Raw genomic sequence first — 16341 nt, 5'->3', positions numbered from 1 at the left:
CACCGCGTCACCGAACTCCTCGACGTCCGCCGCGCCATCCTCGCCGCCGACCCCCTCTTCCACACCACCATCAACCACACCACCAACCCGTACGAAACCGTCTATCAACCTGCCGGAGTCTGAATGGACACGAAGCTCGCCATGGTCATCGACGACTCACGTGCCATGCGGGGCATCCTCAAACGGATCCTGCTGCCGCTCGGCTTCGAGGTCCGCGAGGCCACCAACGGCAAGGACGCCCTGGACCAGATCTGGGACCACGACCTGCAGCCCGGGCTCGCCCTGATCGACTGGAACATGCCGGAGATGAACGGCCTCGAGTTCGTGATGGCGGTCCGCAAACAGAAACACCTCCGGCAGATGACCCTGATGATGGTCACCACCGAGAGCGAGCACGGGCAGATCGTGCGGGCGCTCGCCGCCGGCGCCCACGAGTACGTCATCAAGCCCTTCACCGCCGAGGCGATCGTCGGCAAGCTCAGCTACCTCGGCGTGCTGCCGCAGATCCCGGCGCTGGAACCGGCCGGCAACGGCTGACCCCGCATGCACATGCAGACGTGACCTGAAACGCGCTCGTCTTGGTCCGATAGGCGACGGAAGAACACCAGGCGGCGTCGTACCGTGCGACACATGACGATCGACTTTCCACGCGGTTGGTGGGGCACGGACCTGGGCAGCGCCCGGGCGAGCATGGGGACCTACGAGCTGTACCCCACCGAGAGCCTCCCGGTAGTGGATGAGTCACGCTTCGACGGCACGTTCAGCTGGCTGGTCCCGGACGCGCCGCACGACCCGCTGCGCGCCATGGACCTCGGTGCCCTCGCCGCGCACGTCGAGCTGCCGGCCGCATTCAAACGCTTCATGAGCAGCCAGGTCCTCATGGACGCCATCCCGTCCTGCACCGGCTGCGACTTCGACCTGGCGCCCCGGCCCGTGCCGAGCCCCGTCGAGCCCGAGGCGCAGCTCGTGCGGTTCCTGCGCGACCAGCAGGACGCCGTCATCTGGTACCTGTACCTGCGCCCCGGCGTCCAGCCGTTCGTCATCGCCTCGCCGTGGCTGCTGGAGATCGTCGGGCTCGAAGAGGTCGACCCCGACACCCTCATCGCCAACATGGTGCACGCCGCCGACGGCTTCGAGCAGTTCATTCACCGGTTCTGGCTGGAGAACTCGCTCTGGTTCAGCGTCAACGAGGGCGACGAGTCCACCGACGAGATGGACCTGTACCTGGCGCACTACACGGCCGCCGCCTGAACGGCATTGCGGCGCCGCCCGAATTAAACGGTTGCCGAGGCGGCGCCGGGGTCGTATCTTTGAATACGTCAACGAGGAACACCAAGATCCACCGGGGCCTGAAGGGAGACCGCGAAATGGCCGCACGCATCGAGCTACGACTGACGGCGTCCGCCCGTGGCGGTCGATCGTCAGCGTCCCGTAGCTGGCAGAACATGCTGCTCAGCGACCTGCTGGCCAGTTCGGAGCTGCCCGGACGGTGGCGAGGCTAGGGTTCACCCCGCCTCACCGGCCGCCCACAGCATTGGGCGGCTTTTTTGTACCTTCCTACGGGTGTAGCTCAATCAGGTAGAGCACCGGTCTCCAACACCGACGGTTGCGGGTTCGATTCCTGCCGCCCGTGCAGCATTGTTGTTTGACAATTCCATTGGTGTGTTCAAAATGCCGCGGTAGCCCAATCGGCAGAGGCGTCCCGCTCAAAATGGGATCAGTGCGGGTTCGAGTCCCGCTCACGGCACGCAAGATCGTTTGGTACCAGTTGGGAAATCACCAGCGAAGGGAGGCCCGGTGACCGCGGTTCTCGTTCTCAACGCCGACCTCGGACCCCTGCACCGGGTCACCCTCCGCCACGCGGTGCGCATGCTGCTGCGTGAGGTGGCCGTCGTGCACGAATCCGAGCCGGACCGGCTCATCGGCATCTACCCGATGCCGAAGGTCGTCCGGCTCGTGTCCTACGTCGTCACCCGGTGGCGCTTCGGCGGCGGGCCCGCGTGGTCCCGCGCCGGCGTGCACGCCCGTGACGGCCGTCGCTGCGGCTACTGCGGTAAGGACGCCACCACCATCGACCACATCCTGCCCCGGTCCCGGGGAGGGCGAAACACCTGGAAGAACACCGTTGCGGCCTGCATGGCCTGCAACCAGCGCAAGGGCGACCGCACCCCCGCCGAAGCGGGCATGGTGCTGCGGGTCCAGCCGTCGGTCCCGACGTGGGCCGCGCTCGCCCAGCGCTGAACCCCGGGCCCGGCGGGGCCCTGCTACCTCCCCGCCGGGCCCGCAAGGGCTCGACGGGGGTCTGCCAACCCCGCCGGTCCCGCAGAGGGCTCGTAGCTCATCAGGAAGAGCGCCGCTTTTGCACAGCGGAGGCGACCGGTTCGAGTCCGGTCGGGTCCACGCACCACCGCACCATCCCGTGCCCGGGTAGCCCAACGGGAGAGGCGCCTGATTCAGGGTCAGGAGGTTGGAGGTTCGAATCCTCTTCCGGGTACTTGGAAAGTTGGCCGAGAGGCAAGGCTGCGGCTTGCTAAGCCGTCGACGGGGGACGACCCCGCGGGGGTTCGATCCCCTCACTTTCCGCGCACGACCATGCCCTTGTAGCTCAGTGGATACAGAGCGCTTCGCTACGAACGAAGAGGCCGGAGGTTCGAGTCCTTCCAAGGGTGCGTTTGTTCTGGAGAGGCCAGCCGATCGGTGCCGGCACCCGTCTCGAAAACGGCGTTGGGTTCACGCCCGTGTGGGTTCGACTCCCACCCTCTCCGCGTCACGGCCGCCCTACGGGCGGCGCCGCGTCAGCGGCCCAGTGCGTACCGCGTCAACACCCCGACGCTGCTGCCGCTGCGCTGTTTGGCGGCCGCCGGGAGCATCGTCAGCGCGTGGATGCGTGAGGACAGGTGCCAGCGGGCGGCCCGCCCCGCGCGCCGCCAGCCGTGCGCGTCCATCCGGTCCGCCGCGGCCAGGAAGAAGTCGCGGGCCTCGCTGAACCGGCCGCCCGTCACCGCGGACGACGACGACAGGCTCGAGCCGTGCCGCCGGTACCGGAACGCCAGCTCGTCGGTGGCGACGAGCGTGCCGCCCCTGGTCACCAGCTCCAGGATCAGCGCCAGGTCCTGGATCACCTTCAGCGACGGGTCGAACCCGACGGCCTTGATCTCCGAGGTGCGCCAGCACAGCGACGGGAAGTAGAGCCAGTTGCCCCGCAGCAGGCTCACCGCGAGCTCCTCGCCCGACATGACCACCGTGCCGTCGATCTTCGGCGCGTACACCCGGCGCTTCGTCGAATCCGCGAGCGTCCGCACCACCTCGCCCCGCGAGTCGATCACCTCGACCCCGGGCTGGATCAGCACCGCCTCCGGGTGCGCGTCGATGAGCCCGTGCACGGTCGCCACGTAGTTGGGCAGCATCACATCGTCACAGCCCATGATGACCATGAACGGCTCGGTGGCGAGATCGACGCACTGCTGGAAGTTGCCAGTGACCCCGAGGTTCTTCGCATTGCGCCGGTACTGCACGCGCGGGTGCTCCAGCGACGCGAACCACTCGGGGATGCCCTCGACGGTGCTGTCGTCCAGGACGGTCAGCTGCCACCGGTCGTCGGTCTGTGCGATGACGCTGTTGACGGCGAGCTTGAGCAGCTCCACGTCGCCGTAGTGCGGCAGCATGATGTCGAGCACCGTGCGATCCTAATCGACCCCGCCCCGCGCGGGGAAACCACGACGGCCCGGTCTCCGTGGGAGACCGGGCCGTCGCCGTGCGTGTCCGCCGTCAGGCGGGGCGCATCCTCAGCGGGCGCGCCTGGGGCCGGCCGGGGGCTGGCCCGCGGCCGCGCGCCGTGCCGCGGCCTCGTCGCTCACCGAACCCGGCGAGTCCTCGTCCCACGCCTTCGCGCGGCGGATCTCGTCGAAGAACCCGAGCAGCCGGTCGAGCTCCTGCGTGCTGGTCTTGTCGTCGGCGCGGGGTCCCTTGGCCTTCTTGCCGTGCGAGCGGATCTCCCGGCCGGTCCGGATCGACGACGTGTCCTCGGTCCCGCCGGTCTGCTCCTCGGCCTCGTCGTGCGCGGGCATCCGCTGCGCCGGAGCCCGCTGCCCGGGCGGCGTCGGCAGGTCGAAGTGGTGCTCGTCGTAGTTCGGGGCGTCGAACCGGTACCCGTCGTTCACGGGCCGGCCCGCCTCATAGGCCTGCGGGTCGTATGCCGGCGGCTGCTGCTCGCGGTGGTACGTCCGCGGCGGCGCCACGTTCAGGTCGGGGTGCGAGCCGTTGCGGGGCGGCGCGGCGGGGTACACCTCGGGCGCGACGGCCGGGAACGACGTGGTGGCCTCCGGGCGGCCGCTGGCGAACCCGGGGCGGCCGTTCTCGACCGGGCGGCCGTACTGGCCCGGCTGCGGCCCTGTGTGCAGCGCGCCGGGGTGCTGGGGGCCCGGCTGGGGGCCGAAGCCGGGGGCGTGCTGGCCGTTGGTGCCGTTCATGCCGTTCGGGCTCAGCGGCGCGAACGCCCCGGTCCGCGGGTCGGTCCCGTTGCGGGCGTCGTGACCGTTGCGAGGGTCAGCGCCGTTGCGCGGGTCGTGACCGTTGCGTAGGTCGGCGCCATTACGCGGGTCGGTGCCGTTGCGCGGGTCCGCTCCGTTACGGGGCACCGCGAACGAGCTGGTGCGCGGCTCCACCGGCGGGAACGACCCCGACCGTGGCTCGACCTGCGCGAACGACCCCGACCGCGGCTCAACCGGCGCGAACGACCCGCTGACCGGCTCGAACCCGCCCGTGCGAGGCTCGGCCCCGTCGCGGTGCTCACTGCCGTTGCGGTGCTCACTGCCGTTGCGGCGGTCGTTGGTCAGCGGCTCGAACGACGCGGTGCGCTGGCCCTCGTAGCCGTTGCGGTACGGGTCCTGCGGCCCCTCGTGCTCGAACTGGCCGTATGTGGCCGGGCGGGCCACCGTCGGGTGCGCGCCGGACGGGTGCCCGTTCGCCGGCCGCCCGTTGACCAGGAACGGCCCGTCGGGACGGTGCTGCGCGGCGGGCGCCGCTGGGAACGACCCGGTGGAGCCCACCGAGGGGAACGAACCCGTCGAGCCCACCGAGGGGAACGAGCCCGTCGAGCCCACCGAGGGGAACGAGCCCGTCGAGCCCACCGAGGGGAACGAGCCCGTCGAGCCGACCGCCGGGAACGACCCGGTCGTCGACGGCGGGAACGAGGGCAGCGCCGCCGCCGGCGGGGTCACCGCCGGTCCGACGAGCTCGACCTCGCCGGGCTCAGGCAGCGAGTCGCGCAGCGCGGTCGCGAGGATGAACACGTTCGGCGCGGCGCCGCGGGGCACGGCCAGGTACGCGCGCTTGCGGGCGTCGACCGGGAGCTTCTCCAGGACGTCGGCCATGGCGTGCCCGGGCGGCGGCAGCTCCGGCGCATTGGGGGCGCCGATGATGACGGCGCACCGGTTGACGTCGACCGGCAGCCCGCGGATCCAGTCGGCGGGGTCGGTCAGGTGCTCCGGGCGGATCCACAGCCCGGCCTGGACGACCTCGAGGACCCAGCCGCTGCCGAGCGTGAACGTGGCCGCACCCGCCGGCGTGTCGAGCACGTCGGGGCACGGGTTGACCCAGTCGACCGGCCGCGGCGCACCGTTGCGCGGCGCGTGCCACAGCTCCCGGGCGAACGTCCGCCAGCGCGGCAGACCCTTCTGGTCGATGGTGACGACGGCGCGCTGCCCGGCCGGCGCGCACAGCGGCAGCCCGGTGCGCACGTGCACGGCGCGGCCCAGCAGGTCGGCGACGACCGGCCCCACGGGCCCGTCGAGGAGGGGGCGCTGACCGTACGGCGTGAACACGCACCGGTCGGCGGCGAGCGTGGGGATGACCGAGACGGCCTGCATGAGCTCGTCGCGGTGCAGCGGCTCCTCGCTCGGGTGCGAGAGGATCATCGCCGGGTTCGCGTGATCCGTCGGCACCGAATACGCCAGGTCGGTGACGCTGCCGACGCGGCGGCGGTGCAGCCACAAACCGGCCGGGATCTGGTCGAGCACCAGGTCGCCGGGCAGCTCGGGCACCTCACCGAGATCCTGCTCCCAGTGCGGCGCCGGGAACCGCCAGCCGACCCGTGCCGGCTGCGCGCCCGCCCGGAAGCGCCAGAACCCGCCGGGGCGGTGCTCGCCGCGCCCGATCGGCGCGAACAGCGAGCCACCCGGCACACCCAGCAGCGGCCCGGCGGCGGCGATGACGTCGATCCCGAGCCGCATCGCGATCATGTGCGCCGCGGCCGGTCGCTCATTGGTGGCGCAGGCGCCGTCCCAGGCGACGAACCGCATCGCGGTGAACCCTCGCGGGAGCCCGTTGGCCAGGACCTCGGCCAACTCCTCGACCATCGCGGGCTGGAGCTTGACGGTGTGCGAGCTGATGACCACCGCACACTCGGTGGAACCGTGCGGCGAGACGACCAGCGCCGCCGCGCCCGGGCTGGGCTCGTCGCCGGAATGGACGACCGCACCCGCGCCGAGCCAGGAAACCTTCATGCCGGGCCAGTGCCGCAGCCGGACCTGCATCGCCGTACTCATGCGCACCTCACACGATCTGCTGCCCCGACGGGCGGCCATGCCGAGATGCGCATCGCAGCCTGCTGGTCCGGCGCGCTTGCTGCAAGCGGGCAGCAGATAGTCAAGATCGCCCTCCGTCGGGTGTGCCACGAGCGGTGCGATGCGGAGGGGGTTCCGCACCGATGACCGCATGGCGGCTCTGGCGGATCGTACCGCGCTGAGTGACGGACGCAACCATCCTGTTTGTCGCCGGACCCGGCGGATATGGCCGACAGCCGGGTGGATCTAGCCCGATTCACCCCGATTGATGACGGGTTTTCCGGAGAGTTGCGCATGTCAGCGGTCCCCACCCGACGGATACTTTCCGTGATCGCCGCTGTCCTTGCGGTGATCGCCTCCGCCGCTGTTCTCACTGCCTGCAAAACCTCTCCAATCGGTCGACCCGGGCGGGACCCATCGATCAGCCCCATTCCTGGATACCCGCTGATCGCCTTTGTGTCCTGTGTGCCACAGCCCGTCAACTTCCCCGACTTGACTGACCGCATCCACTCTGACCAGCCATTACGTGTCCCGTCCAGCCCTCCGCCCGGGCCGGCCCGGGTGACGAAGTACACGTCCGCCGCCCAACTCGATCTCCACCTGCCACCGAATCGCATTCACTCAACGACGCCCGCCGATGCGGCAACGCTCCCCGGCGCGCCCGCCGCCCCCTGGTGCGCCGTCCATTGCGGCACCGGTACCGCCACCGCCGGCCGCACCATGCAAGATGCCCGGGTCAAGGGCGCTGAGCGGCGGCAAGACGCCGTTCACCTGCCGTATACCCGGCCGTGCCGCCATTGCATTCCCGCCGCCCCGCGACGCCGCGGAAACCGTGATCCGGCGCTTTCCCGCGTCCGGTTCTCGCACACCCCTTACCTCATGCGACCGCCGATTCCCGTCCGCTCCTGCCGAGGAACGGTCCCCTTCCGGACAATTCCGGCCCGCCGCCACCCCCGCCGGGTGCCCGCAGCGCCGCCGGCACACGCTCGGTGATCCACGGCCGTACCCGAACGTCACGACAGCGTGACTCCTGCCCGAAACGTGCCAACACAAAGATTTAACGGACCCCCAGTTCGTCGCATGACCCCAACCGCCCCTGATTGAGGCTTTTCTGCCTTTCGCGCCCCTCGCCGTGGCCGTGAGCCCGAGGTGGTTGTCAGAAGCCCAGGGATCCACCGGGCAGTGCGTGCGCTGAGTTCGGTGAGGTTGGCCGGGTAGGAGAGCAGAGACTTGCGCCAGCCAATGGGCCAAGGGTCCGTCGCCCTGGTTGGACGAGCCTCGATGGTGGCGGTGGTTGTCGGGCAGAAGGGCTTCGTCGGTGATGGCGGTGGTCGCCTGGGCGGCGGCGGGAGCTGCGGTCGCAGTGGTGGGAGAAGCCGCAGCCGTTGCGACGATGTCATCACTGTTCCGTCGTGGTCGGGCTCCGTCAGGGGTTGGACTGGGGGAGCCACTGTGCCCACTCCGCGCCCTTCGGCGCGGGGCGGTTTCGCAACGCGGTGTCCTGCTGGGGTCAGGGGACCAGGGATCCACCGGGTTGCAGGAATCCACCGGGTTGTGCCGGGTCGATGTGCCGCGGCGGTTGGCCGGTCCGGGGCGCTGGGTGGTGGTCGTAAGAGGCAGCGGCGGGGGGCGGCGGTGGTGGGAGCAATCGCAGGTGGGAGCGATCGGGGGGGGCAGCGAGGGGAGCGGTGGCCGGTGGCGGGGTGTGTTTGGCGGTGGGAACGGTGGTGGAGGCGACCGGAGCAGTTTCAGCGGTGGTGAGGGTGACCGTCGCCGTCGAAGCACCAGCGGGAATAGACGCGGCGGCCGTGGGAGCGGCGGCCGCAAGGGTCGCGGCGGCAGGGAGAGCGGCGGCCGCAAGGGTCGCGGCGGCAGGGGGAGCGGCGGTCGTACGGGACGGTGTCAGCGGCGAGGCGCGGCTGTGGCGGGAGCAAACGCAGCGGTCGCCGCGACGACGTCAACGTCGGCAGCCGAAGCGTCGGTAGCCGACACGCTGGCAGCCGACGCGGCGGCGTCAGCAGCGGCGGGGACGGTCGCGGCGGGGACAGCCGCAGAGGCGGTCGCAGCGGGGACGGTCGCCGCAGAGGGAGCAGCCGCGGCCACGTCGGTGGTGAATGCCGTCGAAGCGGGCGCAGGAGAGGTGGTCGGGTCCAGCGGGGTGCTGCTGCGACGCAGGAACAGCAGCACGGCGGTGATGAGGACGCCGACGGTGCCCACGGCGGCGAAGCCCCAGCCCGGTGAGCCGTGGTCGATGGCCCAGCCGGCGAGGGGCGAGCCGACGGCCAGGCCGACGGTCAGGGAGGAGCCGTGCCAGCCCATGGCCTCGCCGCGGGCCGGGGAGGGGACGAGGCGGCTCACCAGGTCGGCGCTGGCGCTCAGGGTGGGGGCGCAGAGGGCGCCGGCCGGCAGCAGGGCGATGAACAGCAGCCACCAGCGGTCGCCGACCAGGCCGATCGGCAGGGTGAAGAGGCTCAGGCCGCCGATGAGGGCGACGAGCGGCACCGCGCGGGTCAGGGCGCCGTAGACGAAGCCGCCGATCAGCGAGTAGACGCCCCAGGCGGCCAGCACGCCGCCGACCAGCTGCACCTTGCCGGCCTCGCGCAGCATCGCGACGATGCCGAGGTCGGTGCCGGCCAGGACCATCGTGGTGGCGGCGCCGGCGGCGCAGACGGCGAGGAAGCGCGGGGTGAGCCAGTCGCGGCGGCGCACGGGGGCCGCGGCCTCGGCGGGCTCGGCGGGGTCGGGGGCGGCGTGCACCGGCGGGTTGGTCACGAACAGGGCGACCCCGGCCAGCACCAGGCAGCCGCCGATCGACCACATGGTGAACCGGCCGGACAGGCTGCTCATCAGCAGCACGGCGAGCGGCGGGCCGGCCATGAACGACAGCTCCACCGACATCGAGTCCAGGGCATACGCCTGGCGGCGCTGCTCGGCCGGGACGAGCGCGGCCAGCGACTGGCGCACCACGGAGAACACCGGCAGCGAGAACACGCCGGCGACCAGGGCGCCGACCAGCAGCGCGGGATAGGACAGCGACGGCGCCACGGCCCAGAAGAGCGCCTCGCACACGGTGGTGACGACCAGCATCGGGCGCAGGCCCTTACGATCGACGAAGCGGCCGTTGAGCGGGCCGCCGATGGCGGTGCCGACGGTGAGGGCGGCGCCGACCAGACCCGCGGCGGCCCAGCCGCGATCGAGATCCTGCGCCACGTGCAACGTCATCGTGACCCCGATGGCGGTGATCGGGATGCGGGCCAGCAGCGCCAGCACCATGAGCGACCGCACCCCAGGAAGGGCGAGGACGTGACGGTACGGGTCGAGGCGCATGGGGCAATCATGTCGTGGGGGTACGACAAGAAACGAGCGAGTTACCGCCCGACCGGCCCCAACGGGCACCGAAGGTAACGAAGAACACACTACGGGGAACCCGCCGAACGACCGAGCAGTCCAAGAGAGATGGAGAGACCTTCGATGAAGTCGAGGACCCCGATCGCCGTCACCGCCCTGCTCGCGCTGGCCCTGGCCGGCTGCGCGGACGAGACCAAGGACGCGACCGCAGGCGCCAGCGGCGCCCCGTCCACCAGCACCGCCGCGCCCGCGGCCAGCGCGTCGGCAGGCGCCAGCACGAGCGCCGGCCCCGGCGTCAGCGACACGTTGCTGATCTTCACCCGCCAGGGTGGCCTGGCCGGCACCAACGACCGGCTGGTCGTGCGCCCGGACGGCGCCTGGACGCTGACCACCAAGGCCGGCACCAAGGAGGGCAAGCTGACCCCGGCCGAGCTGACCGCGCTCAAGGGCGCCCTGGAGCAGGTCGGCTTCTCGAAGCTGCCCAAGGTCACCGGCAGCACCAACGTCGCCGACGGCTACACGTACGGCATCACCTACGGCGGCGACGAGGTCGTGGTGAAGGACGGTGCGGTGCCCACCGCCCTCCAGCCCGTGATCACGACGCTAAACGGCCTGCTCAGCTAGCACCGCGTCGATGCGGGCGAGCTCGTCGGCGGACAGCGCCGGAGCCGACAGTGCCCCCAGGTTCTGCTCCAGCTGCGCCACCGAGCTCGCCCCGATGATCAGCGAGGTGACCCGCGGGTCCCGCAGTGCCCACGCCAGCGCCAGCTGTGCGAGGCTCTGCCCCCGCCCGCGGGCCACCTCGTCGAGGGCCTTGATGGTGGCCAGCCGCGCCGGGCTCAGGTCGCTCTCGTTGAGGAACCGGCTGGTGCGCACCCGTGAATCGGCCGGGATGCCCCGCAGGTACCGGTCGGTCAGCAGCCCTTGCGCGAGCGGCGAGAACGGGATGCACCCCGCGCCCTCGGCCGCCAGCACGTCGAGCAGCCCGTCCTCGATCCAGCGGTCGAACATCGAGTACCGCGGCTGGTGGATGAGCAGCGGCGTGCCCAGCTCCCGCAGGATGCGCGCCGCCTCGGCGGTCTGCTGCGGGGAGTAGTTGGAGATGCCGGCGTAGAGCGCCTTGCCGGCCCGCACGGCCCGGTCGAGGGCCCCCATCGTCTCCTCGAGCGGCGTGTCCGGGTCGGGCCGGTGGGAGTAGAAGATGTCGACGTACTCCAGGCCCATCCGCCGCAGCGACTGGTCCAGCGACGCCGTCAGGTACTTGCGAGAGCCCCACTCACCGTACGGGCCCTCCCACATGTCGTAGCCGGCCTTCGTGGAGATGATCAGCTCGTCCCGGTAGGGGCGCAGGTCCTCGGCGAGGATGCGGCCGAAGTTGAGCTCCGCGGAGCCCGGCGGCGGGCCGTAGTTGTTGGCCAGGTCGAAGTGCGTGACGCCGAGGTCGAAGGCGCGACGGACGATCGCCTGCTGGGTCTCGTACGACCGGGCGTGGCCGAAGTTGTGCCACAGGCCGAGCGAGATCGCCGGCAGCTTGAGTCCGCTGCGCCCGCTGCGCCGGTACTGCATGTCCTGGTATCGGCCCGAAGCCGCCTCGTACACCACGAAGAGGATCTTAAGCTGGGCTCATGGATGAGGGCGTGGAGACGGTCGCCTCGGTCCTGCTGGCAGAGGACGATTCGGACATCAGGGAACTGTTCGCCAGGGCGCTGGAGTCCGCGGGCGCCGCCGTCGTGGCCGTGAACAGCGGCGGCGAGGCCCTGGAGGCGCTGCGGGACGCCGAGTTCGACCTGCTGGTCACCGACATGTGGATGCCCAACGTGTCGGGCCTGGACCTGTGCAAGGCGCTGCGGGCGGACCCCGCCACCGCGAGGCTGCCGATCCTGATGCTCAGCGCGTACGGGCGGATGCGCGGCCGGGAGGAGGCGATGCTGGTCGGCGCCACGGAGTACCTGACCAAGCCGATCCGGCCGAGCATGCTGGTCAGCAAGGTCGACGCCCTGCTCGGCGGACGCCTGACCGCCCGCGGGAAATGAAAAGCCCGCGGACCTGAACGCCCCGCGGGAAGAGAAAACCCGGCCCGGCGGCACGCAGGCGCACCACCGGACCGGGTCAGCACGTGCTAGCGGTGCTCCCACCAGGCCCTGGTGGTCACGGCCGCGTAGGCGTCCACGATGCCGAAGCCGTAGAAGCCGTTGAACTCCAGGTTGCCCTCGCAGAGCGCGTTGAACTCCTCGCTGCGCCCCTCCTGCGTGTAGGTCTGCAGCGCGGGCGTCGGGCAGGCGTGCTCGGCGGCCGTGCTGTACAGCAGGTACTCGACCTTCCACGGCTCGAGACCGAAGTCCTTGCCGTGCTTGGCGCCGTGCGCGCTCACGATGAGCGCCGCGACGCCGGCCGCGTGCGGGGAGGCCATCGAGGTGCCCTGCAGCCAGGTGTAGTAGCCACACTTCCCGGCCGCGGTGCACTCCTTGTAGACCAGGCCCTCGGCCTCCGGCACGACGTTGCCGTCGGCGTCGACCGAGCCCTCCTCCTGCAGCACCTTCTTCGGGTACGTGGAGAGGATCATGTTCTCGTTGGTGCGGTAGGTGTCCGTGCCGAAGCCGTCACGGAACCAGCCACCAGGGGCGGAGACGCCGATCTGCTCCACACCGTAGTCGGAGAAGTCCGACTTCTTCAGCGACGGGCCGAGGGCGGAGACCCCGATCACGAACGGGCCCTCGACCGGCAGGTCCCAGCAGGAGCCGTTGTCGATGGGCCGGTCGTACGCGGAGTCCGCCGGGTAGTCCGGGCTGGAGATGTCGGTGCGCGGCTTGCCCTTGTCCTCGTGGTTGTTGCCGAGCGCGCCGACGAGCGTGACACCCTTGAAGTGGGCGTACGTCAGGGCCCGGAACATGCCACGGATGATGGTGCGCTGCTCAGCCTGCGCGGCCGGCGAGTCGGCCGGGTTGGCGGTGCAGTTGAACAGCCACGGGTCGACGTAGAACGACATGTTGACCACGTCGATCCCCGTCTGGCCCGCGTGGACGAGCGCGTTGACGACCGGCTCGAGGAAGAAGTACCCCGAGTCCTGGCCGCCCTTGAGCTCGACCAGCGACACGTTGGGCGCGACACCGGAGATGCCGAAGCCGTTGGCCGCCGCGCCGATCGTGCCGGCGACGTGCGTGCCGTGGCCGCCGTCGTCGGTGCCGACCGGGTCGAGGCAGCTGGCGACCTCGCAGGGGCCGTCGATGTCGACCTTGTCCGGCGCGAAGTTCTTCGACAGCGCCCAGTTGAAGTTCGGGGCGATGTCGGGCTGCGTCGCGTCGACGCCGGTGTCCAGGATGCCGACGGTGACGCGCTTGTCACCGGCGTTGACCTTGCGGGCCTTGTCCGACTTCACCGTGGTGAGACCCCACAGCTTGTCGTCCAGCGGGTCCATGCCGGCGGTTGCGGGCTTCTTGCCGCCGGGCTTCTTGGCGGCCGCTGCCGCGGCCTGGGCTTCCTTCTCCACGCTGCCCGGCTGCTCCTTCTTGGGAGCCTTGCCGATGGCGGTGCGGTGAGCGGCGCCGACGAGCTTCGAGGAGGCTGCCGCCTTCTCGACGAATCCGCTCTGCGGTGCCAGGACCGTGAACATCCCGACCGTGTCGTTGGTCGCCACGACCTTGCCGCCGGCCTTGGTGATGGCGGCGGCGGCGTCACTGACGGAGACGTTGTCCGCGGCCACCACGGTGTACTCCGTGTTGGCGACGGCCTCGGCGCTCGCCGGGGCCGGCAAGCCTGCCGCGGTCACGGTCAACGCCGCGGTGATGACCGCGGCGCTCGTGAGCCTTTTGTTGAATCCCACATGTCCTCCCGGTTCGAGGGATGGGATTATGAGATCGAAAAACATCGGGCTGCGGAAGGCATTCAGCCAAGATTTTCAAATACCCCGGGCGATTCGCTCCACGGTTTCCTTTGCGTCCGCCAGGCCGGCACCGGTGGCTTGGCGATAGATCTTGATCGCGGTCACGAGGTCGTGGCGTCGCAGCGCGGCCAGGAACTGCGGCGGCAGGCCGTCGGCGGCCGGGAAGACATCGGCGAGGGCCGGGTCGAGTCCGAAATGACGGTAGAGAAATGCGACCTGACGCTCAAGTCGGGCCAGGCGAATGGTGTCGGCGGCGTCCATGGCGCGACCGTAACAACGTCGGGGAGCCGCGGCTGGCAGCTCCCCGACGCAATTCGTCCGGTTATGCGATCGGCTCGGCGAACGGGTCGGTCGAGGCGGCCACCGGGATCTCCGCGGCGGCGGCCCGGGCGGCCTGCGCGCCCGTGCCGGAGCGCTCCTCGTCGGTGATCGGGAAGTGGCAGGCGACCGTCTGGCCCGGCTGCAGCTCGCGCAGCGGCGGCTCCTCCTGGGCGCAGACGTCCTGCGCCTTCCAGCAGCGGGTCCGGAAGCGGCAGCCCGACGGCGGGTCGATCGGGCTGGGCACGTCACCGGTCAGCAGCACCCGCTCGCGCTGCGCCTTGTCGCGCCGGTCCGGGTCCGGCACCGGCACCGCCGACAGCAGCGCGAACGTGTACGGGTGCAGCGGCGCGGCGTAGAGCCCGTCGCGGGGCCCGACCTCCACGACCTTGCCCAGGTACATGACCGCGACCCGGTCGGAGATGTGCTTGACCACCGAAAGGTCGTGCGCGATGAACACGTAGGTCAGGTTGAACTCGCGCTGCAGGTCGTCGAGCAGGTTGACGACCTGCGCCTGGATCGACACGTCGAGCGCGGAGACCGGCTCGTCGGCCACGATGAGCTTCGGCTGCAGGGCCAGGGCCCGGGCGATGCCGATGCGCTGGCGCTGGCCGCCGGAGAACTCGTGCGGGTAGCGGTTGTAGTGCTCGGGGTTGAGCCCGACCAGCTCCAGCAGCCGCTGGACCTCACGCTTCTGCCCGTGCGCGGTCTTGATGTTCTGCACCTGCAGCGGGGCGCCGACGATCGAGCCGACCGTGTGCCGCGGGTTCAGCGACGAGTACGGGTCCTGGAAGATCATCTGGATCTCGCGCCGCAGCGGGCGCATCTGGCCGACCCCGAGGTGCGAGATGTCGCGCCCCTCGAGGATCACCTTGCCGCCGGTGGGCTCCAGCAGCCGGGTCATGAGCCGGCCGGTGGTGGACTTGCCGCAGCCGGACTCGCCGACCAGGCCGAGCGTCTCGCCGGACTTGACGGCCAGGTCGATGCCGTCGACGGCGCGCACGGCGCCGACCTTTCGCTTGAAGAACGCGCCCCGCATGATCGGGAAGTGCTTCTCCAGGCCGTGGACCTCGAGGAGGTTCTCGCCGCCCCGCTGAGGTGCCGCGGCGGGCTGGGGTTGGGTGCTCGTCGACACTGTCGTGCTCCTCAGAGGGATGGGGCGATGTCCGACTTGAAGATGGCCAGCCGATCAGCGGGCGGGATGTGGCACGCGACGCCGTGTTCGGCCGTGCCTTCCGCCAGCGTCGGTTCGACCGTCTTGCAAGGGATGCCGTTGCGCTCGACGTACGGGCAGCGAGGGTGGAACGAGCAGCCGCCCGGCAGGTTGATCAGCGACGGCGGGTTGCCCTTGATCGGGACCAGCCGGTCGCGCACCTCCCGGTCGACGCGTGGCATCGAGGACAGCAGCCCCCAGGCGTACGGGTGCTCCGGCCGGCGGAAGACGTCCTGCGCGGAGGCGTGCTCGACGGCCTTGCCGCCGTACATGACCAGGATGTCGTCGGCCAGCTCGGCGACCACACCCAGGTCGTGCGTGATGATGATGACCGCGGAGTTGAACTCGGCCTGCAGGTCGCGGATCAGGTCCAGGATCTGCGCCTGCACCGTCACGTCCAGGGCGGTCGTCGGCTCGTCGGCGATGAGCAGCTGCGGGTTGTTGACCAGCGACATCGCGATCATCGCGCGCTGCCGCATACCGCCGGAGAACTGGTGCGGGTAGTCGTCGACCCGCTTCTGCGGCTGGGGGATGCCGACCCGGTCGAGCATCTCCACCGCGCGCCGCCGGGCGTCGGCCTTGCTGACCTTGTGGTGCACCCGGTAGGCCTCGATGATCTGCTGGCCGACCGTGTAGTACGGGTGCATCGCGGTCAGCGGGTCCTGGAAGATCATCGACATCTTCGCGCCGCGCAGCCCGCGGACCCGCTCCGGCGAGGAGCCGATGAGCTCCTCGCCGTCCAGCCAGACCTCGCCGGAGATCTTCGCCGAACCCCGCCGGTGCAGGCCGAGGATGCCCAGGCTGGTGACGCTCTTGCCGGAGCCCGACTCACCCACGATGCCGAGGGTCTCGCCGCGCTCCAGCTGGAACGTCAGGCCGTCCACGGCCTTGACGACGCCGTCGTCGGTCTTGAAATGGATACGCAGGTCGCGCACGTCGAGGAAGGCCTGTGCGGACGTGCCGGCGCGGGCGGGGGACGGGTCGCCGTCCTTGAGCAGACTGGTGGACATGCTCACTCC

The 16341-nt window shown here is 70.7% G+C and carries 13 protein-coding genes and 7 tRNA genes; 12 read left to right on the top strand and 8 right to left on the bottom strand.

The window, feature by feature from the left end; translation table 11 throughout:
- Positions 1–123: 123 nt before the first annotated feature.
- The 10 genes from AB0H83_RS48165 (at position 124) to AB0H83_RS48120 (ending at position 2765) form a co-directional block, all read left to right on the top strand.
- Positions 124–537 (top strand): response regulator, encoded by a 414-nt coding sequence (locus tag AB0H83_RS48165; RefSeq protein ID WP_360109452.1) that lies wholly within the window; start codon positions 124–126, stop codon positions 535–537.
- Between the two features lie 93 nt (positions 538–630).
- Positions 631–1251 carry a hypothetical protein gene (locus AB0H83_RS48160; protein WP_360109449.1) on the top strand — a complete coding sequence of 207 codons (621 nt, stop codon included), beginning with the start codon at positions 631–633 and terminating at the stop codon, positions 1249–1251.
- 308 nt (positions 1252–1559) lie between these two features.
- Positions 1560–1633: transfer RNA gene (locus AB0H83_RS48155), tRNA-Trp, on the top strand.
- A 40-nt stretch (positions 1634–1673) separates the two neighbouring features.
- Positions 1674–1747, top strand: a tRNA-Leu gene (locus AB0H83_RS48150).
- Positions 1748–1797: 50 nt separating this feature from the next.
- Entirely contained in the window at positions 1798–2241 is a 444-nt protein-coding gene (locus tag AB0H83_RS48145; RefSeq protein WP_360109446.1) for an HNH endonuclease, read from the top strand.
- Between the two features lie 86 nt (positions 2242–2327).
- Positions 2328–2400, top strand: a tRNA-Ala gene (locus AB0H83_RS48140).
- 21 nt (positions 2401–2421) lie between these two features.
- A tRNA-Leu gene (locus AB0H83_RS48135) sits at positions 2422–2494 on the top strand.
- Positions 2495–2497: 3 nt separating this feature from the next.
- A tRNA-Ser gene (locus tag AB0H83_RS48130) sits at positions 2498–2583 on the top strand.
- A gap of 11 nt (positions 2584–2594) precedes the next feature.
- Positions 2595–2669, top strand: a tRNA-Arg gene (locus AB0H83_RS48125).
- Positions 2670–2679: 10 nt separating this feature from the next.
- Positions 2680–2765, top strand: a tRNA-Ser gene (locus tag AB0H83_RS48120).
- A 30-nt stretch (positions 2766–2795) separates the two neighbouring features.
- Here AB0H83_RS48120 and AB0H83_RS48115 read toward each other — a convergent pair.
- The 3 genes from AB0H83_RS48115 to AB0H83_RS48105 all read right to left on the bottom strand — a co-directional run bounded on the left by AB0H83_RS48115 (position 2796) and on the right by AB0H83_RS48105 (position 9890).
- Positions 2796–3677 carry a glycosyltransferase gene (locus AB0H83_RS48115; protein ID WP_360109443.1) on the bottom strand — a complete coding sequence of 294 codons (882 nt, stop codon included), beginning with the start codon at positions 3675–3677 and terminating at the stop codon, positions 2796–2798.
- A gap of 108 nt (positions 3678–3785) precedes the next feature.
- The gene (locus tag AB0H83_RS48110; RefSeq protein ID WP_360109440.1) at positions 3786–6545 is read right to left on the bottom strand and encodes a hypothetical protein; all 2760 of its coding nucleotides are present in this window, start codon (positions 6543–6545) and stop codon (positions 3786–3788) included.
- A 1920-nt stretch (positions 6546–8465) separates the two neighbouring features.
- The gene (locus AB0H83_RS48105) at positions 8466–9890 is read right to left on the bottom strand and encodes an MFS transporter (protein ID WP_360109437.1); all 1425 of its coding nucleotides are present in this window, start codon (positions 9888–9890) and stop codon (positions 8466–8468) included.
- A 144-nt stretch (positions 9891–10034) separates the two neighbouring features.
- Between AB0H83_RS48105 and AB0H83_RS48100 the strand changes: the two genes are divergently transcribed.
- Complete coding sequence (locus AB0H83_RS48100; RefSeq protein WP_360109434.1) at positions 10035–10535, top strand: hypothetical protein; 501 nt, start codon at positions 10035–10037, stop codon at positions 10533–10535.
- Here AB0H83_RS48100 and mgrA read toward each other — a convergent pair.
- Positions 10515–11477 (bottom strand): L-glyceraldehyde 3-phosphate reductase, encoded by a 963-nt coding sequence (mgrA, locus tag AB0H83_RS48095; protein ID WP_360109461.1) that lies wholly within the window; start codon positions 11475–11477, stop codon positions 10515–10517. The genes AB0H83_RS48100 and mgrA overlap by 21 nt on opposite strands.
- Positions 11478–11536: 59 nt before the next feature.
- Between mgrA and AB0H83_RS48090 the strand changes: the two genes are divergently transcribed.
- Positions 11537–11944: a response regulator gene (locus AB0H83_RS48090; protein WP_360109431.1), complete on the top strand. Its 408-nt coding sequence runs from the start codon at positions 11537–11539 to the stop codon at positions 11942–11944.
- An 86-nt stretch (positions 11945–12030) separates the two neighbouring features.
- Here AB0H83_RS48090 and AB0H83_RS48085 read toward each other — a convergent pair whose 3' ends face one another.
- From AB0H83_RS48085 to AB0H83_RS48070, 4 genes are all read right to left on the bottom strand, one after another.
- The gene (locus tag AB0H83_RS48085) at positions 12031–13731 is read right to left on the bottom strand and encodes a S8 family serine peptidase (protein ID WP_360109428.1); all 1701 of its coding nucleotides are present in this window, start codon (positions 13729–13731) and stop codon (positions 12031–12033) included.
- Between the two features lie 75 nt (positions 13732–13806).
- A complete protein-coding gene (locus tag AB0H83_RS48080) occupies positions 13807–14052 on the bottom strand; it encodes a hypothetical protein (RefSeq protein ID WP_360109425.1) in 246 nt (81 codons plus the stop codon).
- Between the two features lie 61 nt (positions 14053–14113).
- Entirely contained in the window at positions 14114–15244 is a 1131-nt protein-coding gene (locus AB0H83_RS48075; RefSeq protein ID WP_360109422.1) for a dipeptide ABC transporter ATP-binding protein, read from the bottom strand.
- A gap of 11 nt (positions 15245–15255) precedes the next feature.
- A complete protein-coding gene (locus tag AB0H83_RS48070) occupies positions 15256–16332 on the bottom strand; it encodes an ABC transporter ATP-binding protein (RefSeq protein ID WP_360109419.1) in 1077 nt (358 codons plus the stop codon).
- Between the last annotated feature and the right edge of the window lie 9 nt (positions 16333–16341).

Source organism: Dactylosporangium sp. NPDC050688 (assembly GCF_040654515.1).
Lineage (GTDB): Bacteria > Actinomycetota > Actinomycetes > Mycobacteriales > Micromonosporaceae > Dactylosporangium.
This window is presented reverse-complemented; position numbering and strand designations above follow the sequence as displayed.